The organism is Castellaniella denitrificans (assembly GCF_042653765.1).
Classification (GTDB): domain Bacteria; phylum Pseudomonadota; class Gammaproteobacteria; order Burkholderiales; family Burkholderiaceae_B; genus Castellaniella; species Castellaniella denitrificans.
Window position 1 is genome coordinate 498,357 of record NZ_JBHSEZ010000028.1, and the last position, 26,023, is coordinate 524,379.

General features: G+C 69.8%; 25 protein-coding genes. 19 read left to right on the plus strand and 6 right to left on the minus strand.

What is annotated here, in order from left to right; genetic code table 11:
• The first annotated feature begins 25 nt into the window (after positions 1 to 25).
• The 10 genes from ACFO27_RS14400 (at position 26) to ACFO27_RS14445 (ending at position 10,690) form a co-directional block, all read left to right on the plus strand.
• Entirely contained in the window at positions 26 to 1,222 is a 1,197-nt protein-coding gene (locus ACFO27_RS14400) for a 1-deoxy-D-xylulose-5-phosphate reductoisomerase (protein ID WP_376817940.1), read from the plus strand.
• Positions 1,223 to 1,243: 21 nt separating this feature from the next.
• Positions 1,244 to 2,581, plus strand: a complete 1,338-nt coding sequence (gene rseP / locus ACFO27_RS14405) for an RIP metalloprotease RseP (protein WP_376817941.1) — start codon at positions 1,244 to 1,246, stop codon at positions 2,579 to 2,581.
• A 67-nt stretch (positions 2,582 to 2,648) separates the two neighbouring features.
• Positions 2,649 to 5,012: an outer membrane protein assembly factor BamA gene (bamA, locus tag ACFO27_RS14410; RefSeq protein ID WP_376817942.1), complete on the plus strand. Its 2,364-nt coding sequence runs from the start codon at positions 2,649 to 2,651 to the stop codon at positions 5,010 to 5,012.
• A 66-nt stretch (positions 5,013 to 5,078) separates the two neighbouring features.
• Positions 5,079 to 5,630 (plus strand): OmpH/Skp family outer membrane protein, encoded by a 552-nt coding sequence (locus ACFO27_RS14415; RefSeq protein WP_376817943.1) that lies wholly within the window; start codon positions 5,079 to 5,081, stop codon positions 5,628 to 5,630.
• Between the two features lie 6 nt (positions 5,631 to 5,636).
• Positions 5,637 to 6,779: a UDP-3-O-(3-hydroxymyristoyl)glucosamine N-acyltransferase gene (gene lpxD, locus ACFO27_RS14420; protein WP_376817944.1), complete on the plus strand. Its 1,143-nt coding sequence runs from the start codon at positions 5,637 to 5,639 to the stop codon at positions 6,777 to 6,779.
• A gap of 4 nt (positions 6,780 to 6,783) precedes the next feature.
• The gene (gene fabZ, locus ACFO27_RS14425) at positions 6,784 to 7,236 is read left to right on the plus strand and encodes a 3-hydroxyacyl-ACP dehydratase FabZ (protein ID WP_043682505.1); all 453 of its coding nucleotides are present in this window, start codon (positions 6,784 to 6,786) and stop codon (positions 7,234 to 7,236) included.
• Positions 7,233 to 8,033 (plus strand): acyl-ACP--UDP-N-acetylglucosamine O-acyltransferase, encoded by an 801-nt coding sequence (gene lpxA / locus ACFO27_RS14430; RefSeq protein ID WP_376817945.1) that lies wholly within the window; start codon positions 7,233 to 7,235, stop codon positions 8,031 to 8,033. Before fabZ ends, lpxA begins: the two co-directional genes overlap by 4 nt.
• Positions 8,030 to 9,271 carry a lipid-A-disaccharide synthase gene (gene lpxB / locus ACFO27_RS14435; RefSeq protein ID WP_376817946.1) on the plus strand — a complete coding sequence of 414 codons (1,242 nt, stop codon included), beginning with the start codon at positions 8,030 to 8,032 and terminating at the stop codon, positions 9,269 to 9,271. Before lpxA ends, lpxB begins: the two co-directional genes overlap by 4 nt.
• Complete coding sequence (gene rnhB / locus ACFO27_RS14440) at positions 9,255 to 9,869, plus strand: ribonuclease HII (protein ID WP_376817947.1); 615 nt, start codon at positions 9,255 to 9,257, stop codon at positions 9,867 to 9,869. The genes lpxB and rnhB overlap by 17 nt, the downstream gene beginning before the upstream one ends.
• A 14-nt stretch (positions 9,870 to 9,883) precedes the next feature.
• Positions 9,884 to 10,690, plus strand: coding sequence for a TrmH family RNA methyltransferase (locus tag ACFO27_RS14445; protein WP_376818070.1), 807 nt, complete (start codon positions 9,884 to 9,886; stop codon positions 10,688 to 10,690).
• Between the two features lie 4 nt (positions 10,691 to 10,694).
• Here ACFO27_RS14445 and ppsR read toward each other — a convergent pair whose 3' ends face one another.
• Positions 10,695 to 11,528, minus strand: a complete 834-nt coding sequence (gene ppsR / locus ACFO27_RS14450) for a posphoenolpyruvate synthetase regulatory kinase/phosphorylase PpsR (RefSeq protein ID WP_376817948.1) — start codon at positions 11,526 to 11,528, stop codon at positions 10,695 to 10,697.
• Between the two features lie 180 nt (positions 11,529 to 11,708).
• Here ppsR and ppsA point away from each other — a divergent pair, with 180 nt between their 5' ends.
• Together ppsA and ACFO27_RS14460 are read left to right on the plus strand one after the other, a co-directional pair.
• Entirely contained in the window at positions 11,709 to 14,087 is a 2,379-nt protein-coding gene (ppsA, locus tag ACFO27_RS14455) for a phosphoenolpyruvate synthase (protein WP_376817949.1), read from the plus strand.
• Between the two features lie 10 nt (positions 14,088 to 14,097).
• The gene (locus ACFO27_RS14460) at positions 14,098 to 14,787 is read left to right on the plus strand and encodes a methylated-DNA--[protein]-cysteine S-methyltransferase (protein WP_376817950.1); all 690 of its coding nucleotides are present in this window, start codon (positions 14,098 to 14,100) and stop codon (positions 14,785 to 14,787) included.
• On the opposite strand, the gene ACFO27_RS14465 is transcribed toward ACFO27_RS14460, so the two are convergent.
• Positions 14,774 to 15,409, minus strand: coding sequence for a cysteine hydrolase family protein (locus ACFO27_RS14465; RefSeq protein ID WP_376817951.1), 636 nt, complete (start codon positions 15,407 to 15,409; stop codon positions 14,774 to 14,776). The genes ACFO27_RS14460 and ACFO27_RS14465 overlap by 14 nt on opposite strands.
• Before the next feature lie 249 nt (positions 15,410 to 15,658).
• Between ACFO27_RS14465 and ACFO27_RS14470 the strand changes: the two genes are divergently transcribed.
• Positions 15,659 to 16,609, plus strand: coding sequence for a GlxA family transcriptional regulator (locus tag ACFO27_RS14470; RefSeq protein WP_415831022.1), 951 nt, complete (start codon positions 15,659 to 15,661; stop codon positions 16,607 to 16,609).
• An 81-nt stretch (positions 16,610 to 16,690) separates the two neighbouring features.
• Here ACFO27_RS14470 and smpB read toward each other — a convergent pair whose 3' ends face one another.
• Positions 16,691 to 17,155, minus strand: a complete 465-nt coding sequence (gene smpB / locus ACFO27_RS14475) for an SsrA-binding protein SmpB (protein ID WP_376817953.1) — start codon at positions 17,153 to 17,155, stop codon at positions 16,691 to 16,693.
• A 70-nt stretch (positions 17,156 to 17,225) separates the two neighbouring features.
• On the opposite strand from smpB, the gene ACFO27_RS14480 reads away from it, so the two are divergent.
• The 5 genes from ACFO27_RS14480 (at position 17,226) to mmsB (ending at position 21,540) form a co-directional block, all read left to right on the plus strand.
• A complete protein-coding gene (locus ACFO27_RS14480) occupies positions 17,226 to 17,660 on the plus strand; it encodes a type II toxin-antitoxin system RatA family toxin (protein WP_376817954.1) in 435 nt (144 codons plus the stop codon).
• Between the two features lie 13 nt (positions 17,661 to 17,673).
• Positions 17,674 to 17,970, plus strand: a complete 297-nt coding sequence (locus tag ACFO27_RS14485; RefSeq protein ID WP_376817955.1) for an RnfH family protein — start codon at positions 17,674 to 17,676, stop codon at positions 17,968 to 17,970.
• Between the two features lie 281 nt (positions 17,971 to 18,251).
• A complete protein-coding gene (locus tag ACFO27_RS14490) occupies positions 18,252 to 19,406 on the plus strand; it encodes an acyl-CoA dehydrogenase family protein (RefSeq protein ID WP_376817956.1) in 1,155 nt (384 codons plus the stop codon).
• Positions 19,403 to 20,563, plus strand: a complete 1,161-nt coding sequence (locus ACFO27_RS14495) for an enoyl-CoA hydratase/isomerase family protein (RefSeq protein WP_376817957.1) — start codon at positions 19,403 to 19,405, stop codon at positions 20,561 to 20,563. Before ACFO27_RS14490 ends, ACFO27_RS14495 begins: the two co-directional genes overlap by 4 nt.
• Before the next feature lie 83 nt (positions 20,564 to 20,646).
• Complete coding sequence (mmsB, locus tag ACFO27_RS14500) at positions 20,647 to 21,540, plus strand: 3-hydroxyisobutyrate dehydrogenase (RefSeq protein WP_376817958.1); 894 nt, start codon at positions 20,647 to 20,649, stop codon at positions 21,538 to 21,540.
• A gap of 60 nt (positions 21,541 to 21,600) precedes the next feature.
• Here mmsB and ygfZ read toward each other — a convergent pair whose 3' ends face one another.
• Together ygfZ and ACFO27_RS14510 are read right to left on the minus strand one after the other, a co-directional pair.
• Positions 21,601 to 22,518, minus strand: coding sequence for a CAF17-like 4Fe-4S cluster assembly/insertion protein YgfZ (gene ygfZ / locus ACFO27_RS14505; RefSeq protein ID WP_376817959.1), 918 nt, complete (start codon positions 22,516 to 22,518; stop codon positions 21,601 to 21,603).
• A gap of 152 nt (positions 22,519 to 22,670) precedes the next feature.
• Positions 22,671 to 23,471 (minus strand): IclR family transcriptional regulator, encoded by an 801-nt coding sequence (locus ACFO27_RS14510; protein ID WP_376817960.1) that lies wholly within the window; start codon positions 23,469 to 23,471, stop codon positions 22,671 to 22,673.
• A gap of 130 nt (positions 23,472 to 23,601) precedes the next feature.
• Here ACFO27_RS14510 and ACFO27_RS14515 point away from each other — a divergent pair, with 130 nt between their 5' ends.
• Positions 23,602 to 25,212, plus strand: coding sequence for a GMC family oxidoreductase (locus ACFO27_RS14515; RefSeq protein WP_376817961.1), 1,611 nt, complete (start codon positions 23,602 to 23,604; stop codon positions 25,210 to 25,212).
• A 23-nt stretch (positions 25,213 to 25,235) separates the two neighbouring features.
• On the opposite strand, the gene ACFO27_RS14520 is transcribed toward ACFO27_RS14515, so the two are convergent.
• On the minus strand, positions 25,236 to 26,018 hold the full coding sequence (locus tag ACFO27_RS14520) for a thiazole synthase (protein WP_376817962.1): 783 nt from the start codon (positions 26,016 to 26,018) through the stop codon (positions 25,236 to 25,238).
• Positions 26,019 to 26,023: the final 5 nt, after the last annotated feature.

Genomic DNA, 26,023 nt, shown 5'->3' on the forward strand with positions numbered 1-26,023 from the left:
CTCCGCATCCACGGGTTCCGACACCATGTCCGTCCAGCAACGCCTCTGCATCCTCGGCTCGACCGGCTCCATCGGCGTGAGCACGCTGGACGTGGTGGCGCGCCATCCGGACCGGTTCTCCGTCCACGCCCTGAGCGCGCACAGCCGGATCGAGTCGCTGGCGGAACAGGCGGCGCGGCACGCGGCGCGTGTGGTGATCGTCCCCGACGACGCCGCGCGGGCGCGTTTCGTGGCCGCCTGGCCGGCCGGCCGGCCCCTGCCGGAAATCCGCCAGGGCGCCCAGGCCCTGGCCGACACCGCGGCCGACCCCGAGGTCACCGCCGTCATGGCCGCCATCGTGGGCGCCGCCGGGCTGCCCGGCGCGCTGGCGGCGGCGCGGGCCGGCAAGCGGGTCCTGCTGGCCAACAAGGAAGCGCTGGTGGCGGCGGGCAGCCTGTTCATGCGGGCCGTGCGTGAATCCGGCGCCGAGCTGCTGCCCATCGACAGCGAGCACAACGCCATCTTCCAATGCCTGCCCCAGTCGGCCGACCGGGCGCGCGCGCCGGCCAGCCCGGCCGAGGGCGTGCGCCGCCTGCTGCTCACGGCCTCCGGCGGGCCGTTCCGCCGCACCGCGCTGGACCAGCTGGACGCGGTCACCCCGGACCAGGCCTGCGCGCATCCCAACTGGCGCATGGGCCGCAAGATCTCCGTGGATTCGGCCACCATGCTGAACAAGGGGCTGGAAGTCATCGAGGCCCACTGGCTGTTCTCCATGCCGATGGAGCGCATCCAGGTCGTGGTCCACCCCCAGAGCGTGGTGCATTCCATGGTCGAATACCTGGACGGCTCCATCCTGGCCCAACTGGGCCAGCCCGACATGCGCACGCCCATCGCCTACGGCCTGGGCTATCCGGAACGCATCGACGGCGGCGTCGGCCTGCTGGAACTCGCCCGCCTGGGGCGCCTGGATTTCGAAACCCCGGACCTGGCGCGTTTCCCCTGCCTGCGGCTGTCCTTCGACGCGCTGGGCCAGGGGCAGGGCGCCTGCATCGCGCTCAACGCGGCCAACGAGGTCGCGGTGGACGGCTTCCTGCGCGGGCGCATCCGCTACACCCAGATCCCTTCCATCATCGAGCATTGCCTGGACGATTCCGTGGCGCACGGGACGCGGACCCCGTCCTCCCTGGCCGAGATCCTCGACCTGGACGCGCGCACCCGGCGCGTCGCGGCCGGCTTCTTCTAGCCTCCCATTCCTGTTTTCCCCATGCTGTTGACCCTGTTCGCCTTCATCCTTGCCCTGGGCCTGCTCGTGACCTTCCACGAGCTGGGCCATTACTGGGTGGCGCGGCGCGCGGGCGTGCCGATCGTGCGCTTCTCGGTCGGATTCGGCCCGGTGCTGCTGCGCCGCCGCGACCGGCATGGGACCGAATGGGCGCTGTCGGCCATCCCGTTGGGCGGCTACGTGAAGATGCTCGACGAGGCCCCGCCCGGCGCGGACGAGGCCACGCGCCGCGCCGTGTTCAACGCCCAGCCGCTGATCCGGCGCGTGGCGGTGGTGGCGGCGGGCCCCGCCGCCAATCTGGTGCTGGCCGCCCTGATCTACGCCTTCCTGGGCCTGTGGGGCGCGCAGGAGCCGGCCGCCGTGCTGGCGGCGCCGCCGGCCGGCACGCCGGCCGCCCTGTCCGGCGTGCGCGACGGCGATACGCTCACGGCCGTGGCCGGGGAGCCTGTGGCGTCCTGGACCCAGGCCCGGTGGCGGCTGGCCGAACCCCTGTCCCTGGGCGGCGCCGTACCCTTGACGCTGCGGTCCGCCGACGGCGCGGTGCGTACGGAAACGCTGCGGCTCGCCCCCCAGGCCGTGACGCCGGACGGCCCCGATCCCCTCCAGGCCGCCGGGCTGGCGCTGCGGGCGCCGGTCCCGGTGGCGGGCGAGCTCGTTCCGGGCGGCGCCGCCGAACAGGCGGGCCTGCTTCCCGGCGACCGGATCCTGTCGGCCGGCGATCTGGAGCATCCGTCCGTCGAGGCCTTCGTCCAGGCCGTCCAGGCGCACGCCGGCCGGCCGCTGTCCCTGGTCGTGCTGCGCCAGGGCGCACGCGTCTCGCTGTCCGTCACGCCCCGGCCCGAGGCCGGGGAGGGCGGCCGCACGGTCGGCCGCATCGGCGCCCTGATCCAGGCCGAGTTCCCCCAGGTGCTGGTGCGTCTGGGGCCCCTGGACAGCCTGTGGCAGGGCGCGCGGCGCACGGCCGACATGAGCCTGTTCACGCTGCGCATGATGGGCCGCATGGTCGTGGGCGACGTGTCCTGGAAGAACGTCACCGGACCGGTCACGATCGCCGAATATGCCGGCCGCACCGCCCGGATCGGCCTGGAGTCCTATCTGGGCTTCCTGGCGCTCATCAGCATCAGCATCGGCGTGCTGAACCTGCTGCCCATTCCGATGCTGGACGGCGGCCATCTGCTGTTCTATCTGATCGAGGCGCTGCGCGGCGGCCGGCCGCTGTCCGAGCGGGCGCGCGACCTGGGCCAGAGGCTGGGCCTGGGGGTCGTGCTGGGCCTCATGGTTCTGGCCTTGTTCAACGATTTTTCGCGGCTTTTCAGTTGATGAGGTTGTGACTTACAATCGCGCATCGCTCAAGCATGTTCCTCCACGGCCAAATAGGATTGCCAGGATGTCGTCTCCCCGGAATTTTCGTCTGATCAAGCGCGCCATTCCCCTGGTGCTGGCGGCCCTGCTGGCGCCCGCCGTCGCGGCGGCCTTCACGCCCTTCGTGGTCAAGGACATCCAGGTCAAGGGGATCGAACGCGTCGATCCGGGTACGATCTTCACCTATCTGCCCGTCAAAGTCGGCCAGACCTTCACCCAGGAAGAAGCCTCGGCCGCCATCCAGAAGCTCTACGGCACCGGTTTCTTCAACGACGTCAAGATCGATGCGCAGGGCAACGTGCTGGTGGTCACCGTCGAAGAACGGCCCACGATCGCCTCGATCACTTTCAACGGCATGCGCGAATTCGACGCCAAGGCCCTGACGAAATCCCTGGCGCAGGTCGGCTTCGGCCAGGGCCGGATCTTCGACCAGGCCATGCTCGACCGCGCGGTCTTCGAACTCAAGCAGCAGTATCTGTCCAAGGGCAAGTACGGCGTCCAGATCAATCCCGTGATCACGCCGCTGGAACGCAACCGGGTCGGGGTCAGCTTCGACATCTTCGAAGGCGACGTCGCCACCATCGACAAGATCGAATTCATCGGCAACGAGGCCTTCTCCGCCAGCACCCTCGAAGACCAGATGGAGCTGACCACCGGCGGCTTCATGACCTGGTACACGGGTACCAACAAGTATTCGCGCGAAAAGCTCGAGGGCGACGTGGAGCGCATCCGCTCGTACTACCTGGATCGCGGCTACCTGGAATTCTCCATGGAACCGCCCCAGGTGTCGATCTCGCCCGACCGCAAGGCCATCTACATCACCATGACCCTGCACGAGGGCGAGCCCTACAAGCTGGGCGAGGTCGGCCTGGCCGGCGACCTGCTCGGCCTGGACGACAAGCTCCAGCCGCTGGTCACGGTCAAGGAAGGCGAGACCTTCTCGGCGGAAAAGACCAACGCCGTGGCGAAGTCCATCACGGACTACCTCGGTTCGCTGGGCTACGCCTTCGCCAACGTCAATCCCAGCCCGGTGCTGGACCGCGAGAACCACGTCGCCAAGCTGACCTTCTACGTCGATCCGGGCCGCCGCGTCTACGTGCGCCGCATCAACGTGGGCGGCAACACCCGCACCCGCGACGAGGTCGTGCGCCGCGAAATGCGCCAGCAGGAAGCCGCCTGGTACGACTCCTCCAACATCAAGACCTCCAAGGAACGCATCGACCGGCTGGGCTACTTCACCGACGTGGACGTCAAGACCGATCCGGTGCCGGGCTCGCCCGACCAGGTGGACGTCAACGTCGACGTCAAGGAAAAGCCCACCGGCATGATCAGCCTGGGCGTGGGCTACGGCTCGACCGACAAGCTGATGCTGTCGGCCGGCATCAGCCAGGACAACGTCTTCGGCAGCGGCAATTCCCTGTCCCTGAACGTCAACACCAGCAAGACCAACCGCGCGGCGGTGATCTCGCACACCAACCCCTACTGGACCCAGGACGGCATCAGCAAGACCACGTCCCTGTACTACCGCCGCACCACGCCCTATGACGTGTCCGACAGCGGCTCCACCGGCTGGTACACGGTGGAATCCATGGGCCTGGGCCTGAACTTCGGCGTGCCGATCTCGGAAGTGGACCGCATCTTCGCCGGCCTGACCTTCGAGCGCAACGCCCTGAAGGACATCCGCCGCGACGGCACCAATCCGGCGCCCCTGGCCTACCAGAACTTCGTCGACGACTACGGCGACACCACCAACGCCGCCATCTTCAGCCTGGGCTGGGCCAAGGACACCCGCGACAGCGCCCTGGCGCCCCATCGCGGCAGCTACACCCGCGTGTCCGCCGACGTGTCCACCCTGGACCTGCGCTACTACAAGCTCAGCGGCCAGCAGCAGTACTACCTGCCCCTGGGCCGCTCCTTCACCCTGGCCCTGAACGGCCAGGTGGACTGGGCCAAGACCTACGGCAGCAGCGGCAAGGCCTTCCCGGTGATCAAGAACATGTACGCGGGCGGCATCGGCTCGGTGCGCGGCTACGAGGGCGCGTCCCTGGGGCCGCGCGACACCCTGACCGACACCTACCTGGGCGGTTCCCGGCGCATCGTCGGCAACGTGCAGCTGTACCTGCCGTTCCCCGGCGCCTCGCGCGACCGCACCCTGCGCTGGTTCATGTTCACGGACGTCGGCCAGATCGACACGACCGACGGCTCGGCCTGCGCCAATGGCCAGTACGGCCAGGTGGCCGATCCCTGCGGCTGGAAATACTCCGCCGGCCTGGGCCTGTCCTGGGAATCGCCGCTGGGTCCGCTGCAGCTGTCCTTCGGCCGCGCGCTGAACGCCAAGGAAGGCGACCAGAAGCAGGTCTTCCAGTTCCAGATCGGCACGGGTTTCTGATTCCCCGCGTTTGATGGCACAATAACTCCTTTTGTAGCTGCTTTGATCCTAGGTGGATTCCTCATCATGTTCGTTTCAGGTCTGAATGTTTCAACGTTGGCGCAACGCGCCGTGCGTAGCCACCGGGCGCTGGCCCTGGCGGCGGCCGTGGGCCTGGGGGCGCTGTTCGTCGCGCCGTCCTATGCCCAGGGCACAAAAATCGGTTTCGTCAGCACGGAACGCATCCTGCGCGACTCCAAGCCCGCCAAGGCGGCCCAGGCCAAGATCGAAGCCGAATTCAAGAAGCGCGACCAGGAACTGCAGCGCCTGTCCGACAGCCTGCGCTCCGAAGCGCAGAAGCTCGACAAGGACGCCCCGGTGCTGTCCGAGGCCGAACGCGTCAAGCGCCAGCGCAAGCTCCAGGATATGGATTCCGACCTGCAACGCAAGCGCCGCGAATTCCAGGAAGACTTCAACCGCCGCCGCAACGAGGAATTTTCCGCCATCGTGGAAAAGGCCGACGCCGCGATCAAGAAAATCGCCGAACAGCAGAACTACGACCTGATCATCCAGGACGCCGTCACGGTCAGCCCGCGCGTGGACATCACCGACCAGGTCATCGGCGCCCTGGGCGGCTGATTTCCGATGCCTGTGCTGCTCGCGCCCGATCGGGCACCCGCATTGTCCGAGCTGTTGCGGGCTGCCGATACGGTCGGGTTGGGATGCGGCATCACGGGCGCGCCGGAATCCGGCGCGCTGAAGATCGCGGGAATCGGCTCCCTGGGCTCGGCGGGCCGGTCCGAAATCAGCTTTCTGTCCAATCCCCGCCTGCAGTCCCAGCTGGATGACTGCGGCGCGGCCGCCGTCATCCTGCGACAGCAGGACTGGGACGCCTACAGGGCCCGCCATGCCGGCCCCCCGTCCTGGGCGGCGGTGCTGTGTCCGCAGCCCTACCTGATGTACGCGCTGCTGGCCCAGTGGTTCGATCGCCACCGCCAGGCCGGCCTGCCCCGGGGCATCCACCCCAGCGCCGTGATCGCCGACGACGCCGTGCTGGCCGACGGCGTGCACGTCGGGCCGCTGGCGGTGATCGAATCGGGCGTCCGGCTGGCCGCGGGCGTGCGCATCGGCGCGGGCTGCGTCATCGGCGCGGGCAGTTCCATCGGGCCCGACAGCCTGCTGCATGCCCACGTCACGCTCTATCACGGCGTCCACGTCGGCGCCCGGGCGATCCTGCATTCGGGCGTGGTGCTGGGGGCCGACGGCTTCGGCTTCGCGCCCGACCCGCGCACGCCCGGCGCCTGGGCCAAGATCGCCCAGCTGGGCGGTGTGCGCATCGGCGACGACGTGGAAATCGGCGCCAACACCACCGTCGACCGCGGCGCGGTCGAGGACACGGTGCTGGGCGACGGCGTGAAGCTCGATAACCAGATCATGATCGGCCACAACTGCCGGATCGGGGATCACACCGCGATGGCCGCCTGCGTGGGCGTGGCCGGTTCCACCATCATGGGCCGCCGCTGCGTGATCGGGGGGGCGGCCATGTTCGGCGGGCACCTGACGCTGGGCGACGACGTGCACATCTCGGGCGGCACCGCGGTCACCTCGGACATCCTCAAGGCGGGGCGCTACACCGGGGTATTCCCCGTGGCCGAACATGGCGCCTGGCAACATAATGCAGCCGTGATCGGCCAGCTCGCGCAATTGCGCAAGCGGCTGCGCGCCGCGGAACGACAAGGCGCCGCCGGAACGTCCGGCCAGCCGACGAACCACAAGCAGGACGCATAAAATAATGGAACTCGATATCAAAGACATCATGGAACGGCTGCCGCACCGGCAACCGATGCTGCTCGTGGACCGCGTTCTGGAAATGGACCCGGGCAAGAGCATCGTGGCCATCAAGAATGTCACCTACAACGAGCCCTTCTTCCAGGGGCATTTCGCCCATCATCCCGTGATGCCCGGCGTCCTCATCATCGAGGCCCTGGCCCAGGCGGCCGCGCTGTTCTCCTTCGCCGACGCCGGCGCGCCGAACCTGGCCAGCACCAAGATCGCCTACTACCTGGTCGGCGTGGACGGCGCGCGTTTCCGCCGCCCCGTGGTGCCCGGCGACCAGCTGCGCATGGAAGTCTCGGCCGACAAGCTCAGCCGCTCCATCTGCAAGTACACCGCCGTGGCCAAGGTGGACGACCAGATCGCCGCCGAGGCCAAGATCATGTGCGCGGTGCGTATCCTGGAGGAATGATGGGCGCGGCACAGATCCATCCCACGGCCCTCGTCGCGCCGGGCGCGGTGCTGGGCGAGGACGTCGTCGTCGGCCCCTACAGCATCGTCGGCGAGCATGTCCGCGTCGGGGCGCGCACGCGCATCGGCCCGCATTGCTCGATCGACGGGCATACCGTCATCGGCCCGGACAACCATTTCTACCGCTATTGCTCGATCGGCGGCATTCCCCAGGACAAGAAATACGCGGGCGAGCCCACGGCGCTGGAAATCGGCGCGGGCAACACCTTCCGCGAATTCGTGACCGTGAACACCGGCACCGTCCAGGACGCGGGCACCACCCGGCTGGGCGACGACAACTGGATCATGGCCTACGTCCACATCGCCCATGATTGCCAGCTGGGCGACCACATCGTCATCTCCAACAGCGTCCAGCTGGGCGGCCACATCCACATCGGCGACTGGGCCATCCTGGGCGGCCTGTCGGCCGTGCACCAGTTCGTGCGCATCGGCGCGCACGCCATGATCGGCGGCACCAGCTCCGTGCGCCAGGACGTGCCCCCCTACATGATCGGCGCGGGCGATTCGTTCCGGCCGGTCGGCATCAACGCCGAAGGACTGGGCCGGCGCGGCTTCACGCCGGCCGACATCCAGGTGCTGAAGGAAGCCTACAAGATCCTCTACCGGCGCCAGCTGAACGTGGACCAGGCCATCGAGGCCCTGGCGGCCCTCCAGGCCGGGCATCCGGCCGAGGCGCCGGCCGTCCAGACCCTGCTCGATTTCCTGCGCGCATCCAGCCGGGGTATCGCCCGGCCATGACCTTCGCCGCCGCCATCGTGGCCGGGGAACCTTCCGGCGACCTGCTGGCGGCGCGCATGCTGCGCGGCCTGCGGGCGCGGGACCCCCAGGTCCGTGCCATGGGCATCGGCGGTCCGGCCATGGCCCGTGCGGGTTTCGAGGCCTGGCATCCCATGGACGCGCTGTCCGTGTTCGGCTACGTCGATGCGCTGCGCCAGGCGCCGCGCCTGATCCGCACCTGGCGCGACACCCGCCGCCGCACGCTGGACTGGCGTCCGGACGTGTTCGTGGGCGTGGACGCGCCGGACTTCAACCTGCGCCTGGAAGAAAAACTGCGCGCCGCCGGCATCCCCACCGTGCATTTCGTCGGTCCGTCGATCTGGGCGTGGCGCTTCGAGCGCATCCACCAGATCCGCCGCGCGGTGTCGCACATGCTGGTGCTGTTCCCCTTCGAGGTCGACCTGTACCGCGAGCAGGGCGTGCCCGTGACTTACGTGGGCCACCCCCTGGCCGAACTCATCCCCGCGCGGCCGGACCGCGCGGCCGCGCGCGCGCGCCTGGGCCTGGAGCCCGGCCGCCGGGTGCTGGCCCTGATGCCGGGCAGCCGCGAATCGGAGATCCGCCTGCTTGCGCCCCGTTTCCTGCGGGCCGCGCAGATCCTGGCGAGCCAGGATCCCGACCTGCGGATCGTCGTGCCGGTGGTCAACCAGCACCGCCGCGCCCAGTTCGAGGCCCTCCTGGCGCAATATCCCGTCCCCGGTTGCCAGGTCCTGTCGGCGCCGCCCGAGGCGGGGCAGGGGGCCGAAGCCGGATTGGGCACGCCGGCCCGCGCCGACGGCCTGGACACGGCCGAGTGGCCCATCGCCTGGCACGCCATGGAGGCCGCCGACGCGGTGCTGGTGGCCAGCGGCACGGCCACCCTGGAAGCCGCGCTCTTCAAGCGGCCCCTGGTGATCTCCTACGTCATCACGCCCTGGATGCGGCGCATCATGGCCTGGAAATCCGGCCAGGACGCCCCGAGCCTGCCCTGGATCGGCCTGCCGAACATCCTCGAGCGCGAATTCGTCGTGCCCGAGCTGCTGCAGGAAGCCGCCACGCCGCAGGCCCTGGCCGAGCACACCTGGACGGCCCTGACCGACGCGGCCCTGGCCGAGCGCATCGAGCGGCGCTTCACGGCGCTGCACGAGACCCTCAGCCGCGACACGCCGGGCCTGGCCGCGCAGGCCATACTGGATGCCAGCCATGGCCGCGCAGCCTGAACTCTTCGAGACTCCGGAGTACGACGGTCCGGTCGCCGGCGTGGACGAGGCGGGCCGCGGGCCCCTGGCCGGCCCCGTCTACGCGGCCGCCGTCATCCTGGACCCGGCCCGGCCCATCGAGGGCCTGGACGATTCCAAGAAACTCAGCCCCGAACGCCGGGAATTCCTGGCCGGCCGGATCCGCGAGCGGGCGCTGGCCTGGGCCGTCGCCTGCGCCAGCGTCGAAGAGATCGAGCGTCTGAACATCCTGCAGGCGACGATGCTGGCCATGCGGCGCGCCTGCCTGGACCTGTCCCGCGCGCCGGCGCTGATCCTGGTGGACGGCAACCGCCTGCCCAAGGAGCTGCCGGGCCGCGCCCGCGCCATCGTGGGGGGCGACGCCCTGGAGCCGGCGATTTCCGCCGCCTCCATCCTGGCCAAGACCGCGCGCGACGCCTGCTGCCTGGAACTGCACGCACGCTATCCGCAATACGCCTTCGACCGCCACAAGGGCTACGGCACCGCGCTGCACCTGGCCCGGCTGGCCGAGTTCGGCCCGTGCCCCGAACACCGGCGCGGCTTCGCCCCCGTGCGCAAGCTGCTCGGAGGCCCATCATGACCGCGTCCGTTCCCGTGCGCCACATCGCGTCGCGCGACAACCCCGATTACCGCGCCTGGCTGCGCCTGGCCCAGGGCCGGCCGGGCCGCCACGACGCCCGCGTCATCCTCGAAGGCGAGCACCTGTGCCGCGCCTGGCTGGAACACCGGGGGCCGCCGCCGGCGCTGGTGGTCGGCGAGTCCGCCCTGTCCCTGGACTGGGTCGGGCCGATCTGGCAGGCCTGCGCGCGCGTGCGCCGCGTCGTCCTGCAGAACAATCTCGCCGCCGTCCTGTCCCAGGTCGAGCACGGCCCCGCCGTGTTCTTCATCGTCGAGCCGCCCGTCCCGGCGCCGCCTGCGCGCATCACGGCCGGCTGCCTGTGGCTGGACCGGGTGCAGGATCCGGGCAACCTGGGGACGCTGCTGCGCACGGCCGCGGCGGCGGGCCTGCGGCAGGCCTTCCTGTCCGGCGGCTGCGCCTCGGCCTGGTCGCCCAAGGTCCTGCGCAGCGGCCAGGGAGCGCACTTCGCCCTGGAAATCCACGAACACGCGGACCTGTCGGCGCTGAGGCGGCGGCTGGACATCCCGCTGGCCGCCACGACACTGGAAAAGGCCGAAATCCTGTACGTCAAGGACCTGCGGCGGCCGTGCGCCTGGCTGTTCGGCAACGAGGGGCAGGGCGTGGCGGACGAACTGCTGGCCCAGGCCGACTGGCGGGTCCACATCCCGCAGTCCGCGGCGGTCGAATCCCTGAACGTCGCCGCCGCCGCGGCCGTCTGCCTGTTCGAGCAGCGGCGCCAGCAGCTGGTGGCCGCCGTGCAGGCGCGCACGGCCCGGCGGTAAAAAATCAGTAACTCATCCTGTCCAGGCCGACTTCGTCGAGGATCTTCGTGGAGATTTCCTCGATCGAGCGGGTGGTGGTGGACAGCCAGGGGATGTTTTCCATGCGCATCAGGCGTTCGGCGTCGGCGACTTCCTGGCGGCACTGCTTCAGCGAGGCGTAGATGCTGTTGGGGCGGCGTTCGTTGCGGACCTCGGCCAGCCGCTCGGGCTGGATCGACAGGCCGAACAGCTTGCGCCGGTAGGGCAGCAGGGTGGCGGGCAGGGCGCCCCGGTCGAAGTCTTCCGGGATCAGCGGGTAGTTGGCGGCCTTGACCGCGTACTGCATCGCCAGGTAGAGGCTGGTGGGGGTCTTGCCGCAGCGCGAGACGCCCACCAGGATGACGTCGGCCTGCTCCAGCCCCTGGACGTACTGGCCGTCGTCGTGGGCCAGGCTGAAATTGATGGCCTCGATGCGGTTGTTGTACTGCTTGCTCAGGCCGTTGGTGTGCGAACGGCCCACCGAACGGCTGGCGCTCATCCCCAGGACGCCTTCCAGGTGATGGACGAAGGAGCCGAACAGGTCCAGGAAGATGCAGGGCGCGGCGCGGATGCGGTCGGCGATTTCGGAATCCACCAGGGTGCTGAAGACCAGCGGCGGCGGGCCGCCCCGGTCGGCCTGCTGGGCGATGCGCCGCGCGGCGGCGTCGGCTTTTTCCACCGAATCGATGAAGGGCAGGCGGACCGACTGGAAGGCGATTTCCTCGAATTGGGAAAGCACCGCGTGACTGAAGGTTTCAGCCGTGATCCCGGTGCTGTCGGAGACGATGAACACCGGGCGTTCGATGAGGGAGTCGGTCATGTATTGTTGAACCACCAAGCGTCAGAAACGGTACAATCCGCGAAAGGTTACCAGTCACCCGAACCGGGAGCAAGGCTGGTTTGCCGGGCGCACGCGATCATGCCGCGCACGCGGGGGGTATCGTCCCCCCGCGCCGCGTACGCCGGGCAAACACGCTTTTTCTATCTCAAAGGTGACACCATGTCGTATGTCGTATCGTTCGAGCAGCTCCGCATGACGGATGTGGACTCGGTAGGAGGCAAGAACGCTTCTCTTGGGGAAATGATCAGCCAGCTGGCCGGCGCGGGCGTCCGCGTGCCGGGCGGCTTCGCGACCACGGCCGACGCCTTCCGCGACTTCCTGAAGTCCACGGGCCTGGATGCCCGCATCAAGGCGCGCCTGGACGCGCTGAACGCCGACGACGTGCGCGAACTGGCCGCCGCCGGCGCCGAAATCCGCCAGTGGGTGATCGACACCCCGTTCCCGGCCGACTTCGAGCAGGCCATCCGCGCCGCCTTCGCCCAGCTCGACGCCGACGGCAAGGGCTCCTTTGCCGTGCGCTCGTCGGCCACCGCCGAGGACCTGCCCGACGCCTCCTTCGCGGGCCAGCAGGAAACCTACCTGAACGTGGTCGGCATCGACGACGTGCTGGAAAAGATCCGCCATGTGTTCGCCTCGCTGTACAACGACCGCGCGATCTCCTACCGCGTGCACAAGGGCTACGCGCACGCCGAGGTCGCCCTGTCGGCCGGCATCCAGCGCATGGTGCGCTCGGACAAGGGCAGCGCGGGCGTGATGTTCACCCTGGACACCGAATCCGGCTTCAAGGACGTGGTGTTCATCACCTCGTCCTACGGCCTGGGCGAGACCGTCGTCCAGGGCGCCGTGAACCCGGACGAGTTCTACGTCTTCAAGCCCACGCTGGCCGCCGGCCACTATCCGGTCATCAGCCGGCGCATCGGCTCCAAGCTGATCAAGATGGAATTCGACGAACAGCGCGTCTCCGGCTACGCCGTGCGCACGGTCGAGGTTCCCGCGTCGGAACGCAACCGCTATTCCCTGACCGACGACGAGATCATCGAGCTGGCCCGCTACGCGACCATCATCGAAAAGCACTACCAGCGCCCGATGGACATCGAATGGGGCCGCGACGGGGTGGACGGCAAGCTCTACATCCTCCAGGCCCGCCCGGAAACCGTCAAGTCGCAGCAGGGCCACCACGACGTCCAGGAACGCTACCGCTTGAAGGCCACCGGCGAGGTCCTCATCACCGGCCGGGCCATCGGCCAGAAGATCGGCTCGGGCACGGTGCGCGTCGTGGCCGACGCCTCCGAAATGGACAAGGTGCGCCCCGGCGACATTCTGGTCACCGACATGACCGATCCCAACTGGGAACCCGTCATGAAGCTGGCCTCGGCCATCGTCACCAACCGGGGCGGGCGCACCTGCCATGCGGCCATCATCGCGCGCGAACTGGGCATCCCGGCCGTGGTGGGCTGCGCCGACGCCACCGACGTGCTGGCCAACGGCCGCGAGGTCACCGTGTCCTGCGCCGAGGGCGACGAGGGCCGCATCTACGACGGCCTGATCGAGACCGAGATCGAGGAAGTGCGCTGGGGCCAGATGCCCGACATCGGCCTGAAGGTCATGATGAACGTCGGCAACCCGCAACTGGCCTTCGATTTCTCGCAGATTCCCAACGGCGGCGTCGGCCTGGCGCGCCTGGAATTCATCATCAACAACAACATCAACGTCCACCCCAAGGCGATCCTGGACTACCCGAACGTCGACAGCGACCTGAAGAAGGCCGTCGAATCCGCCGCCCGGGGCTACGCCAGCCCGCGCGCCTTCTTCGTGGAAAAGCTCGCCGAAGGCGTGGCCACCATCGGCGCGGCCTTCTATCCCAAGCCCGTCATCGTGCGCCTGTCGGACTTCAAGTCCAACGAATACCGCAAGCTGGTGGGCGGCTCGCGCTACGAGCCCGAGGAAGAAAACCCCATGCTGGGCTTCCGCGGGGCGTCGCGCTACATCTCCGAGGACTTCGCCGAGTGCTTCCGCATGGAATGCGAGGCCCTGAAGAAGGTCCGCGACGAGATGGGCCTGACCAACGTCGAGATCATGGTGCCCTTCGTGCGCACGCTCAGCCAGGCGCAGCGCGTGGTGGACCTGCTGGCCGCGCACGGCCTGAAGCGCGGCGAGAACGGCCTGCGCCTGATCATGATGTGCGAAGTCCCGACCAACGCCATCCTGGCCGACGAGTTCCTGCAATACTTTGACGGCTTCTCGATCGGCTCGAACGACATGACCCAGCTCACCCTGGGGCTGGACCGGGATTCGGGCATGGAACTGCTCGCCGCCGACTTCGACGAACGCGACCCCGCCGTGCTGTTCATGCTGCGCCGCGCCATCCAGGCCTGCCTGAAGGCCGGCAAGTACGTCGGCATCTGCGGCCAGGGCCCCAGCGACCATCCCGACCTGGCCCAGTGGCTGCGCGACGAGGGCATCCTGTCCATGTCCCTGAACCCGGACACGGTGGTCGATACCTGGCAGCGCCTGGCCGACACGCAGGTCGCCGCCTGACCGGCATGCGATGCCGTTCCACGCCCTGATCCCGTCCCCCCTGGGACCGATCCTCCTGGCCTCGGACGAGGACGGCCTGACCGGCCTGTACTTCACCGATCAGCGGGATCTGCCCCGGGTGCCGGGGGTCGAGGCCGCCGCGGCGGTGGTGTCCGATCCCTCGGCCGGCTTCCAGGGCGGCCGGGCGATCCGCACGTTCAGGGCGACGCGGCGGCAGCCGACGGGCGAAAGCGGCGAGCTGTTCGCGGACGGTCCCGCATCCGCGGCGGCCTTCTCCCGCCGGCGGGACGAGGAATCCGGCGCGGCGGCGCCCATGCGCCTGCTGCAGGAAGACACCCCCGCCAGCGCCCTGGCGGTGCTGGAGCAGGCCCGGCGCGAACTGGACGAATACTGGCGCGGCGAACGCACGGTCTTCGAGGTGCCGCTGGCACCCCGGGGCACGGCCTTCCAGCGGAAGATCTGGCAGGCCCTGCTGGAAGTCCCCTGCGGCGAAACCCTGTCCTATGGCGAACTGGCCGAACGGGCGGGATTGGGCGCCGGCCATGGACGCGCGGCCGGCACCGCCGTGGGCAGCAATCCCATCAGCATCATCATCCCCTGTCACCGCATCCTGGCCCGCGACGGCACCCTGAATGGCTATGGCGGCGGCCTGGGCCGCAAGGTCCGCCTGCTGGAAATCGAGGGCTTCACGATCCGCTGAGGGGCGGCCGCGCCCGCTGGCCCGACAGGAAGACGTTGTCCTTTTCCAGCGCACGGCCCGCGCGAATGCCTTCGATCCATTCCGCCGTGGTGGCGACCGCGGCGAAATTCGAGTGGAACACGGTGCAGAACACGCGATGGATTTCCTCCGCGCTCGCCTGGCCCGCCGCGTTCCGGTAGGCCGGCGAGCCGCTGGCGTCGGACAGGAATTCCGCGCCGAATCCCCGCTGCAGGGCCTCGAAGATCGTCGCCGCGTCGCAGTTGTGCGTCATGTAGCCCGCGACGGTCACGGTATCGATGTCCCGCGCGGCCAGCCAGTCGGCCAGGTCCGTCCCGGCGAAGGCGCTGGCCCGGGTCTTGTGGACGGTGTGGTCCACCGGCAGTCCGGCGAGGGCCGGATGCGGCTGCCATTCGTCGGAACCCGGGGCGAACACCGGACCGCCTTCGGGCCCGTCGTGCAGGACGCGCACGATCGGAATGCCCGCGCTCCGGGCGGCCTCCATGGCCAGGCCGATGTTGCGCAGCGATGCTTCCGCGGGCGGGTGGGTGATGGGCAGGCGGCCGGTGAAGTATTCGTTCTGCACGTCGATGACCAGCAGGGCGCGGCGAGGTGTGGAGGGCATGGGGTGGCTCCGGAAAGGGTGTCGGGATGGAACGGCCCCGTCTCCAGGGCCGATGCGCCATTGTGGAGCCGGCCGCCCGATGCCGGTATTGGCCTGGAAACCATGATTCGATAGAATCGGGCCATCATGAGCGATCCCACGATCCAGGCTTTCAGCGCCCCCGCTTCCGGCATTCCCGTTTCCAGCGCCTTCGCCGCCGGTCCCCGGGTGGCCCGGACGCCGCCGGCCGGCCGCGCCGGCGCGGCCCCGATCCGGATCGCCGTCGTGGCCTTCGACGGGATCACGCCCTTTCACCTGTCGGTCCCCTCGCTGGTCTTCGGCGCGCGGCCGGGCGGCGCCGCCACGGGCTTCGAGGTGCGCGTGTGCGCCGCCGACCCCGAGCCGCTGCGGACGACGGCCGGATTCTCGATCGTCCCCGAATACGGCCTGTCGGAACTGGAGCGGGCCGACTGGGTGATCGTGCCCACCTGGCACGAGGACTGCCGGCCGGCTCCGGACGACCTGATCCAGGCATTGCGGCGCGCCGGCAAGCGTGGCGCGGGGCTGGTGGGACTATGCCTGGGCGCGTTTCCGTTGGCCCAGGCGGGGCTGCTCGACGGCCTGCGCGCCACGACCCACTGGGCCTACGCCGGCCGCCTGGCCGAACGCCATCCGGGCGTGCGGGTCGAGCGCGAAGCGCTCTACGTGGACGAGGGCAGGGTGCTGACTTCGGCCGGCGTCGCGGCCGGGCTGGACTGCTGCCTGCACCTGCTGGGCAGGCTGGGCGGCACCGGCGCCGCCAGCCGCGCCGCCCGGGCGCTGGTCGTCGCGCCGCACCGGGACGGGGGGCAGGCCCAGTTCATCGAACGGCCGATGCCGGCCTCTCCCGGCGAGGGGCGGCTGGCCCGCGTCCTGGGCTGGGCCGCCGCCCATGCGGAGCAGCCGCACACCATCGATACGCTGGCCGCCCGGGCGGCGATGAGCCGGCGCAGCTTCACGCGCCATTTCCAGCGGGCGACGGGCACGTCGCTGAAGCAATGGCTGCTGGCCAGGCGCCTGGAGCGGGCGCGCGAATTGCTGGAGGGGAGCGTCCTGCCGATCGACGCGGTCGCCCAGGCGGCCGGCTTCGGCTCCGCGCTGTCGCTGCGGCAGCACTTCCGAGCCCGCCTGCGGACCACGCCCACGGCCTACCGGCGGGCCTTCCGGGAGGGGCGTCCCTGACCGGGCAAGACACGGGCCGATGCGCCACCGGGCACCGGGCTTGGCGGACGTCCGATCTTCGGACGGGCGTCCTGTTCCCGCTCAATCCCCCTTGCGGGCGCGGGTGTCGTGCTTCATCAGCCGTTCTTTCTCGCGCGCCCAGTCCTTGTCGCGCTGGGTGTCGCGCTTGTCGTGCAGCTTCTTGCCCCGCCCCAGGCCGAAGTCCAGCTTGATGCGCCCGCCCTTGTAGTGCAGGTTCAGCGGCACCAGGGCATAGCCGCGCTGTTCGACCTTGCCGATCAGCTTGCTGATTTCGGCGGCGTGCAGCAGCAGCTTGCGCGTGCGGGTGGCATTGGGGTGGATGTGCGTCGAGGCCGTGGGCAGCGGGCTGATGTGCATGCCCAGGATCCACAGGGCGCCGTCGCGCACGATGACGTAGCTTTCCTTGAGCTGGACGTGGCCGGCGCGGATGGCCTTGACCTCCCAGCCTTCCAGCACCAGTCCCGCTTCGAAGCGTTCTTCGATGAAGTAATCGTGGGTGGCCTTGCGATTTTCGACAATACTCATGGGGGTCCGACCAAGGCGGGAACTGAAAATGTAAAATCCCTTCATTCTAGCCCAACCGACCGCCTTGCCGATGCCCTCGATCCAGCGCTCCGTCCTCGTTCCGTTCAGTTGCGAACAGATGTTCGATCTGGTGGCCGACGTCGGACGCTATCCCGAATTCATGCCCTGGTGCGGCGGAGCCCAGGTGCAGTGGCGCAACGAGCAGGGCATGCAGGCCACGGTGCAGATCCACTTCGCCGGCATCCGCCAGAGCTTCACCACGCGCAACGACCACGAATATCCGCACAGGATCGTCTTCCACCTGGTGGACGGGCCGTTTTCCAGCCTGACCGGGCACTGGACCTTCCAGCCCCTGGGCGAGGACGGCTGCAAGGTGCTCTACACCATGGAATACACCTTTTCCAGCCGCGCGCTCTCGGCGGTGGTCGGGCCGGTCTTCAACCGGATCGCCACCAGCTTCATCGATTCCTTCACCCAGCGCGCCCACGCGGTCTACGGGGGCTAGGGCCGATATGCGAGTGCGCATCGCCTTCGCCGCGCCCACGCGCCTGTGGCAACGGACCCTGGACGTGCCCGAGGGCGCGACCGCGGGCCAGGCGCTGGCCCTGAGCGGTTTCGCCGACGAATTCCCCGAGTTCACGGACCATCCGCCCGCGATGGGCGTGTATGGCGAACGCTGCGACGCGCGCCGCGTGCTGCGCGAGGACGACCGCGTCGAGCTGTACCGACCGCTGGTCTTCGACCCCCTGGAATCCCGCCGCCGGCGCGCGGCGCACCGGCAGGATGCGGGACGGCAGCCTCCGAAGGCGGGCTAGCACGCCGCCGGCCTGGCGGCGGGCCCGCCGGGCCGATGAACGGGCAGGCGCCGAGGGGCTCGCATCGGGCGGTGCGAGAAGCATGTCGCGGGAAAATGTCGCGTGCGCGACAGCCGCGCCGCGGCGGCTGCGCTAAGGTGGGCGGGCCGCGCGGAAGCAGGCCGTCAAAGTGCTACATTAAACCTGCGGCGCATCGGCCGGCCCCTACCCGGGCCAGGCCGCGTCGGGCGGCGCCACGAGCATGCCGCGACAGCCCCATACAAAATCCGGAGACACGCACCATGGATTTTCGCCTCACCGAGGAGCAACAGGCCTTCGCACAGGCCGCCCGAGAATTCGCCCAGGGGGAACTGGCCCCCTACGCGGCGCAGTGGGACGAGGAACACATCTTTCCCCGCGAGGCCTTCGCCAAGGCCGGCGCGCTCGGGTTCTGCGCCATGTACGCGCCCGAATCCATCGGCGGACTGGGCCTGCCGCGCCTGGACGCCACGCTGGTGTTCGAGGAAATGGCCGCCGTCGATCCCTCCACCACCGCCTTCATCACCATCCACAACATGGCCACCTGGATGATCGGCTCCTGGGCCCAGCCCCGGGTGCGCGACCACTGGGGGCCGCTGCTGGCCAGCGGCGAAAAGCTCGCGTCCTATTGCCTCACCGAACCCGGCGCGGGCTCGGACGCCGCCTCGCTGACCACCAGCGCCCGCCGCGAGGGCGGCCACTACGTCCTGAATGGCGCCAAGGCCTTCATTTCCGGCGCGGGCGACACCGACGTGCTGGTGGTCATGGCCCGCACGGGCGGTGAGGGCGCGCGCGGCATCTCGGCCCTGGTGGTGCCCGCCGACAGCGCCGGCATCACCTACGGCCGCAAGGAAAACAAGATGGGCTGGAACAGCCAGTCCACGCGCCCGATCACCTTCGAGAACGTCCAGGTGCCGGTGGAAAACCGCCTGGGCGAGGAAGGCGAGGGCTTCCGCTTCGCCATGAAGGGCCTGGACGGCGGGCGCATCAACATCGCCACCTGCTCGGTGGGCGCGGCCCAGGGCGCCTACGAGGCCGCGCGCCGCTACATGGGCGAACGGCGCCAGTTCGGCCGCGCGCTGGCCGACTTCCAGGGGCTGCAGTTCAAGCTGGCCGACCTGCTGGCCAACATCGTGGCTTCGCGCCAGATGGTGCGGCTGGCCGCCTGCAAGCTCGACGAGGGCGACCCCCAGGCCACCGCCTACTGCGCCATGGCCAAGCGCCTGGCCACGGACCTGTGCTTCCAGTCCTGCCTGGACGCGCAGCAGATCCATGGCGGCTACGGCTACCTGAAGGACTACCCGCTGGAACGGCTGGTGCGCGACACGCGCGTGCACCAGATCCTGGAAGGCACCAATGAAATCATGCGCCTGATCGTGGCGCGCCACATCCTCACCCAGGAGGCCGATCTGCGATGAGCGCGTCCGCCATCCCCGAATCCGCCGGCCAGGAGCCGGTGCTGTTCCAGGAAATCCCCGCGCGCGGCGGCCGGCGCATCGGCGTGGCCACGCTCAACAGCCCGCGCACCTTGAACGGTCTGTCGCTGCCCATGTGCCGGCTGCTCGACGCCCGCCTGCGGGCCTGGGCCGGCGACGACGGGATCGCCGCCGTCGTCCTGAAGGGCACGGGCGGCAAGGCCTTCTGCGCCGGGGGCGACCTGCACGCCCTGTACCGCGCCATGCTCGAGAGCCCGGCGGGCGACGCCTGGGCCAATGTCCCGGCCCGCGAGTTCTTCGAGACCGAATACCGGCTGGACCACCTCATCCACCGCTACCCCAAGCCCGTGCTGTGCTGGGCCGACGGCATCGTGATGGGCGGCGGCGTGGGGCTGATGCTGGGCGCCAGCCACCGCATCGTCACCGGCGCGACGCGTTTCGCCATGCCGGAAGTCACCATCGGCCTGTATCCCGACGTGGCCGGCACCTGGATGCTCAGCCGCCTGCCGCGCGGCATCGGCGCCTTCCTCGCCTTCACCGGCGCGCAGCTGGGCGCGGCCGACTGCCTGCACTACGGCCTGGCCGACCGGGTCTGCGAGGCCGGCGAGCCCGACGCCCTGCTGGCCGCGCTGGCGGCCACGGACTGGGCGGCCGATCCGGCCCGCCACGCCGCCCAGGTCGACGCCGCGCTGGATGCCTGCCAGGTGCCGGCGCCCGCGCCCGGGCCGCTGCAGCGCCACGCCGACACCATCCGCCTGGCCTGCGGCCGCGCCGATTTTCTGGAAATCGCCGCCGCCATCGCCGCCTGGAAGGACGACCCCGATCCCTGGCTGGCGCGCGCGGCCGCCACCTTCCTGGCGGGGTCGCCCGGCTCGGCCCGCCTCAGCCACACGCTGCTGGCGCGCGCGCGGCACCAGTCCCTGGCGGAAACCTTCCGCATGGAGTTCACGGCCTCGCTGCACTGCTGCGCCGAGCCGGACTTCCGCGAAGGCATCCGCGCGCTGCTGATCGACAAGGACAAGTCCCCGCGCTGGAACCCGGCCACGCACGAGCAGGCCACGGCGGACTGGGCGCGGCGCTTCCTGGCGCCCGCGGGGCCGGCCGGACAGCCCCATCCCCTGGCGGACCTGGGCCCATGATCCAGCGGCCGGCCGCGCATCCGCGCGGTCCGGCGCGCCCCACCTCACACAAGAATTCCACGCATCATCACAGGAGACACGGCATGAGCAGCACCATCGGATTCATCGGACTGGGCCACATGGGCGGCCCGATGGCACAGAACCTGCTGAAGGCGGGCCACACGCTGCGGGTCTTCGACCTGGTCCCGCAGGCCGTCCAGGCCCTGGTCCAGTCGGGCGCGACGGCGGCGGCCTCGGCGGCCGAGGCCGTGGCGGGGGCCGACCTGGTCGTCACCATGCTGCCGGCCAGCCGTCACGTCGAGGGCTTGTACCTGGGCGAGGACGGCCTGCTGACGGCCATCGCCCGAGGCACGCTGGTGCTGGAATGCAGCACCATCGCCCCGGAATCGGCCCGCAAGGTCTCGGCGGCGGCCGCGCAGCGCGGCATCCGCATGATCGACGCGCCGGTGTCCGGCGGCACGGGCGGCGCCGTGGCGGGCACGCTGACCTTCATCGTCGGCGGCGCGGCCGCCGATCTGGAATCGGCGCGGCCCTATCTACAGGCCATGGGCAAGAACATCTTCCACGCAGGGGACGCGGGCGCGGGCCAGGTCGCCAAGATCTGCAACAACATGCTGCTGGGCATCCTGATGGCCGGCACGGCCGAGGCCCTGGCCCTGGGCGTGGCCAACGGCCTGGATCCCAAGACGCTGTCGGACATCATCGCCAAGAGTTCCGGGCGCAACTGGGCGACCGAGCTGTACAACCCCTGGCCCGGCGTGATGGAGAACGCGCCGGCCTCCAAGGACTATGCCGGGGGCTTCGGCGTGGACCTGATGCTCAAGGACCTGGGGCTGGCGGCGGAAGCGTCCATGCAGGCGCGCGCGACCACGCCGCTGGGTGAACTGGCGCGCAACCTGTACGCGCTGCACAGCGCCCAGGGCCACGGCAAGCTGGATTTCTCCAGCATCCTGAAGCTGTATCACCAGCCGCGCTGAAAGACGGGCGTGGCGGCGGGGACATCCCGCGCGCCACCCGTCGAGGGGACCGCTCCGGCGTCAGGCGGTGCCGGAAGGCGCGCGCAGGTCGAGCACCGCGCCGTCGGGCGCGCCGACGGCGTAGCGCGTCGCCGGCCAGTCGGACAAGGTGATTTCCGCCGCCACGCGCAGCAGGCCCCGATGGACGACCGATTCGATCACGCGCCCCACGGGCCGGCCCGTCGGGTCCCCGGCGGCGTACAGATCGGATGCCGGGGGCAGGGCGGGGGCGCCCGGCGCCCAGGGCGCGGTGCCGCAGGCCATGCGGCGCTTGACCGTGCCCCGGTAGTGGCTGCGGGCGATGACTTCCTGGCCGGGGTAGCAGCCCTTGGTGAAATCGATGGTGCCGTTCAGGTCCATGTCCAGGGAAGCGGGCAGGAACTGGTCCTGGGACGCCGCCCGGATCCAGGGCCAGCCGCCGTCCAGCCGCGACGCGGTCCAGGCGCCGTCCTCGAGCGTGCCGGCCTTGTCCGGCGCGGCCTCCGACAGGCGCCAGGCGGCGGGCCGCTCCGCCCGGGACATCGGAGCCACGATCCAGTCCGCGCCCTCGATCGAGGCGCGAGTCCAGGCCGGCGCCGCGTGCAGCGCGGCCGGCACGGCCCCGGCGCCCAGCGCGCCCCAGATATTCGGGGTCTCGTCCACGCCGATCGCGACCCGGGCGCGCAGCACGAACATGCGCAGGCGCTTGACCAGGCCTTCGGCCAGGTCGCGCGACACCATCCAGACGAGCTCTTCGTCGCCCGCCCGCCACAGCGCGCCGTTGGCCAGCAGGCGGCCCTGGGCCGTGCAGTAGGCGGCCGGGGCCGCCAGGCCGCCGTCCAGGTCCGTGACGCCATGCGTCAGCTGTCCGTGCAGGAACGACGCGGCGTCCGGCCCCTGGACGCGCACCAGCGCGCATTCGGGCAAGGGTTGAAATCCGTCAATGGCGAGGCCTTCCATGGTGAATCCGTGAATATGAATGTTTCAAACAATCGGTCAGCGCCCATGATAGCGCGGGCGCGGCCCGGGCCGGCGAGAGGGCCGACAGGCGGAACGGATAAAGGCCGCGAGGAACAGGGGCGCGATTCCGCCGGCCATGGGCGCGGGTCCGCCTATTCCCGATCCGGCGCGGCTTCGTCCGTGTCCGATGGCGCGGCGGTTTCGGCGAAGACCTTTCCCATGTCCTCGGCGGCCTGCCGCATCCTGGGAACCTGATCGAGCAGGAACCGCAGCGAAACGCGGGCGGTCGGGCCATGGCTGGCGATGGCGGCGATCATGCGCCCCTTGCCGTCGGTCACCGGCACGGCCACGGCCACCATGCCCTGGATGAATTCCTCCCGGTCGACGCCGACCCGCTGCCGGCGGATGACCGCCAGGTCGTGCTCCAGCGCGTTGCGTTGCGTCAGTGTCCGGGGCGTATGGCCGGTCAGCGTGATCCGGTCCAGCGTGGCACGACGTTCCGTTTCGTCCATCAGAGCCAGCGCGAGCTTGCCCGTGGCGGTGCAATGCAATGGAACATGAGCCCCGACTTCCATGCTCAGGCGCAGGGGCTGGGGCGTCTCCACGCGCTCCAGATAGCGCATGCTGTCGCCTTCCCGCGCCGTCAGGTTGCAGCTTTCGCCCGTGGCTTCCACCAGCCGGGCCAGGATCGTCCGCGCGGCGCGGGAGAAATGAGGGGCCCCCAGGAGCGACACCGCCAGCCGCGCGGCGCGGGTCCCCGGCAGGAAGCCCTGTTCGCCCGGCGCCTTGATGATGAAGCCGGCTTCCAGCATCGCCGCCAGGAGGCGCATGAGCGAGGTCTTGGGCAAATCCAGGCGGTGGGCCAGCATGGACAGGGTCTGGGGATGCCGGGTGCGCGCCAGTTGTTCCAACACGCGCAGTTCACGAAGATAACGCGCCGGGGAGTCTGCCATCGGTCCACCCTTGGAATGATTCTGGAACTTACCGTTCCGCTGGCGAAACGGCATCCCAGTTTAACTTGAGTCCTGAATCATCATGGATAGGATGGATTCCAGTCCGGCCCGTGCCGGATCGGAGTCCTGCGTGTCCAATACAGTCGATTACATCGTGGTGGGGGCGGGGTCGGCGGGCTGCGTCCTGGCCAACCGCCTGAGTGAAAACGGAAAATACACCGTCTGCCTGCTCGAGGCGGGGCCACGGGACCGCAATCCCTGGATCCATATCCCGATCGGCTACGGCAAGACCATGTTCCACGATACGCTGAACTGGGGCTTCCACACCGATCCGGACGCCAATATGCTGGGGCGCCGCATCTACTGGCCGCGCGGCCGTACGCTGGGAGGCTCCAGCTCGATCAACGGCCTGATCTACATCCGCGGGCAGCGACAGGATTACGACCGCTGGAAGGATTCGGGCAATCCGGGCTGGGGCTGGGAAGAGTGCCTGCCCTATTTCCGCAAGCTGGAAACCAATGATCTGGGCGCGGGGCCCACACGCGGTACCCGGGGCCCCCTGAACGCCACCTCCATCAAGACCGGGCATCCGCTGGTCGAGGCGTTGATCCGGGCCGGTGAAGAACTGGGGCTGGAACGGCGGCGCGATTTCAACGAAGGCGACAACGAAGGGATCGGCTACTACCAGTTGACCACCCGCAGGGGAAAGCGTTGCTCGACGGCGGTCGCCTACCTGGACCCGGCGCGCAGGCGGGCCAATCTGCGCATCGAAACCGGCGCCCAGGTCACAGGCCTGCTCATGGAAGGCACGCGAGCGCGCGGCGTGGCGTACAGGAAAAACGGCCGGAACCTCGCGCTGCGGGCCGCGCGCGAGGTGATCCTGTCGGCCGGCGCCGTCCAGTCACCCCAGATACTGCAGCTCTCCGGCATGGGTCCGGCCGGCTTGCTGGCCGAACACGGTGTCGCAGTGGTCAAGGACCTGCCCGGGGTCGGCGCCAACCTGCAGGATCACCTGCAGGTCCGCCTGATCTACGAGGTCGGCAAACCCATCACCACCAACGACCAGTTGCGCACCGTATGGGGCAAGGCGGGCATCGGCCTGCAATGGCTGCTCTTCCGGAGCGGGCCGCTGGCGATCGGCATCAACCAGGGCGCGGCCTTCTGCCGCGTTCTGCCCGACAGCCCGACGGCGGACGCGCAACTGCACTTCGGGACGCTGTCCGCGGATATGGCCGGCGGCGTGGTGCACGATTTTTCCGGCTGCACATATTCCATGTGCCAGCTGCGCCCGGAATCGCGCGGGACGATCCGCATCCGCTCGGCCGATCCTCTGCAGGCGCCTTCCATCCAGCCCAACTACCTGGACAGCGACCGCGACCGGCGCACCGCCGTCGCCGGCGTGAAATACGCCCGCCGCCTGGCCGCCACGGCGCCGCTCGACGCGCTGATGAAGCGGGAATTCCGCCCCGGCGGCGATGTGCGCGGCGACGACGAAATCCTGCATTTCTGCCGGGAGCATGGCGCCACGATTTTCCACCCCGTCGGCACCGCCAGGATGGGGCCCGCCTCGGACCGCGAGGCCGTGGTCGACCAGCGCCTGCGCGTGCACGGCATCGGCGGCCTGCGCGTGGTGGACGCCTCCGTCATGCCGACGATCGTTTCCGGCAATACCAACGTCCCCACCGTGATGATCGCCGAGCGCGCGGCCGATTTCATCCTGGAGGACGCCCGCACCGTCTGACGTCCGTGCGGTGGCCGCCGGCCTCAGTCCAGCACGAAAGGCCGGCCCGAGACCGGCGTCGTGGCGACCGCCATGTCCTGTTCCGCCATGATGCCGGCTTCCCAGGCCAGCCGTCCGGCCTGGATGGCCCATTTGAAGGCTTCGGCCATGCGCACCGGATCCAGGGCGCGGGAGACGGCCGAATTCAGCAGCACCGCGTCGAAGCCGAGTTCCATGGCCTGCGTGGCGTCCATGGGCGAGCCGATGCCGGCGTCGACGATCAGGGGCGTATCCGGCAGGCGTTCGCGCAGGGTGCGCAGCGCCGACGGATTGATCAGGCCCTGGCCGGAGCCGATGGGCGCCGCCCAGGGCATCAGCGCCACGCAGCCCGCGTCCAGCAGGCGCCGGCAGACGATCAGATCGTCCGTGCAGTAGGGAAAGACCTGGAAGCCGTCGCGCGCCAGCGTCCCGGCCGCCGCGACCAGTTCGAACACGTCCGGCTGCAGCGTGTGCTCGTCGCCGATCACCTCCAGCTTGATCCAGGACGTGCCGAAGAGCTCGCGCGCCATGTGGGCCAGCGCGACCGCCTCGGCCGCCGTGCCACAGCCCGCCGTATTCGGCAGCAGATGGCACCCCAGTTCCTGGAGCATCGAGAAAAAGGGCCGCCCGCCGTGGGCGCCGGCCGCCGCCTGGCGCTTGAGGCCGACCGTGACGACCTGGGCGCCGGAGGCGCGCACGGCGTCCAGCATGACCTGCGGGGAAGGGTAGGCGGCCGTGCCGAGGAAGAAGCGGCTGTCGAGTCCGGTGTCGGCGATTTGCCAGCTCATGGCGT

Coding starts and splice junctions, on each gene's coding strand:
- ACFO27_RS14400 (WP_376817940.1), top strand. CDS start 26: ATGTCCGTCCAGCAACGCCTCTGCATCCTCGGCTCGACCGGCTCCATC.
- rseP (WP_376817941.1), top strand. CDS start 1,244: ATGCTGTTGACCCTGTTCGCCTTCATCCTTGCCCTGGGCCTGCTCGTG.
- bamA (WP_376817942.1), top strand. CDS start 2,649: ATGTCGTCTCCCCGGAATTTTCGTCTGATCAAGCGCGCCATTCCCCTG.
- ACFO27_RS14415 (WP_376817943.1), top strand. CDS start 5,079: ATGTTCGTTTCAGGTCTGAATGTTTCAACGTTGGCGCAACGCGCCGTG.
- lpxD (WP_376817944.1), top strand. CDS start 5,637: ATGCCTGTGCTGCTCGCGCCCGATCGGGCACCCGCATTGTCCGAGCTG.
- fabZ (WP_043682505.1), top strand. CDS start 6,784: ATGGAACTCGATATCAAAGACATCATGGAACGGCTGCCGCACCGGCAA.
- lpxA (WP_376817945.1), top strand. CDS start 7,233: ATGATGGGCGCGGCACAGATCCATCCCACGGCCCTCGTCGCGCCGGGC.
- lpxB (WP_376817946.1), top strand. CDS start 8,030: ATGACCTTCGCCGCCGCCATCGTGGCCGGGGAACCTTCCGGCGACCTG.
- rnhB (WP_376817947.1), top strand. CDS start 9,255: ATGGCCGCGCAGCCTGAACTCTTCGAGACTCCGGAGTACGACGGTCCG.
- ppsR (WP_376817948.1), bottom strand. CDS start 11,528: ATGACCGACTCCCTCATCGAACGCCCGGTGTTCATCGTCTCCGACAGC.
- ppsA (WP_376817949.1), top strand. CDS start 11,709: ATGTCGTATGTCGTATCGTTCGAGCAGCTCCGCATGACGGATGTGGAC.
- ACFO27_RS14460 (WP_376817950.1), top strand. CDS start 14,098: ATGCCGTTCCACGCCCTGATCCCGTCCCCCCTGGGACCGATCCTCCTG.
- ACFO27_RS14465 (WP_376817951.1), bottom strand. CDS start 15,409: ATGCCCTCCACACCTCGCCGCGCCCTGCTGGTCATCGACGTGCAGAAC.
- smpB (WP_376817953.1), bottom strand. CDS start 17,155: ATGAGTATTGTCGAAAATCGCAAGGCCACCCACGATTACTTCATCGAA.
- ACFO27_RS14480 (WP_376817954.1), top strand. CDS start 17,226: ATGCCCTCGATCCAGCGCTCCGTCCTCGTTCCGTTCAGTTGCGAACAG.
- ACFO27_RS14490 (WP_376817956.1), top strand. CDS start 18,252: ATGGATTTTCGCCTCACCGAGGAGCAACAGGCCTTCGCACAGGCCGCC.
- ACFO27_RS14495 (WP_376817957.1), top strand. CDS start 19,403: ATGAGCGCGTCCGCCATCCCCGAATCCGCCGGCCAGGAGCCGGTGCTG.
- mmsB (WP_376817958.1), top strand. CDS start 20,647: ATGAGCAGCACCATCGGATTCATCGGACTGGGCCACATGGGCGGCCCG.
- ygfZ (WP_376817959.1), bottom strand. CDS start 22,518: ATGGAAGGCCTCGCCATTGACGGATTTCAACCCTTGCCCGAATGCGCG.
- ACFO27_RS14510 (WP_376817960.1), bottom strand. CDS start 23,471: ATGGCAGACTCCCCGGCGCGTTATCTTCGTGAACTGCGCGTGTTGGAA.
- ACFO27_RS14520 (WP_376817962.1), bottom strand. CDS start 26,018: ATGAGCTGGCAAATCGCCGACACCGGACTCGACAGCCGCTTCTTCCTC.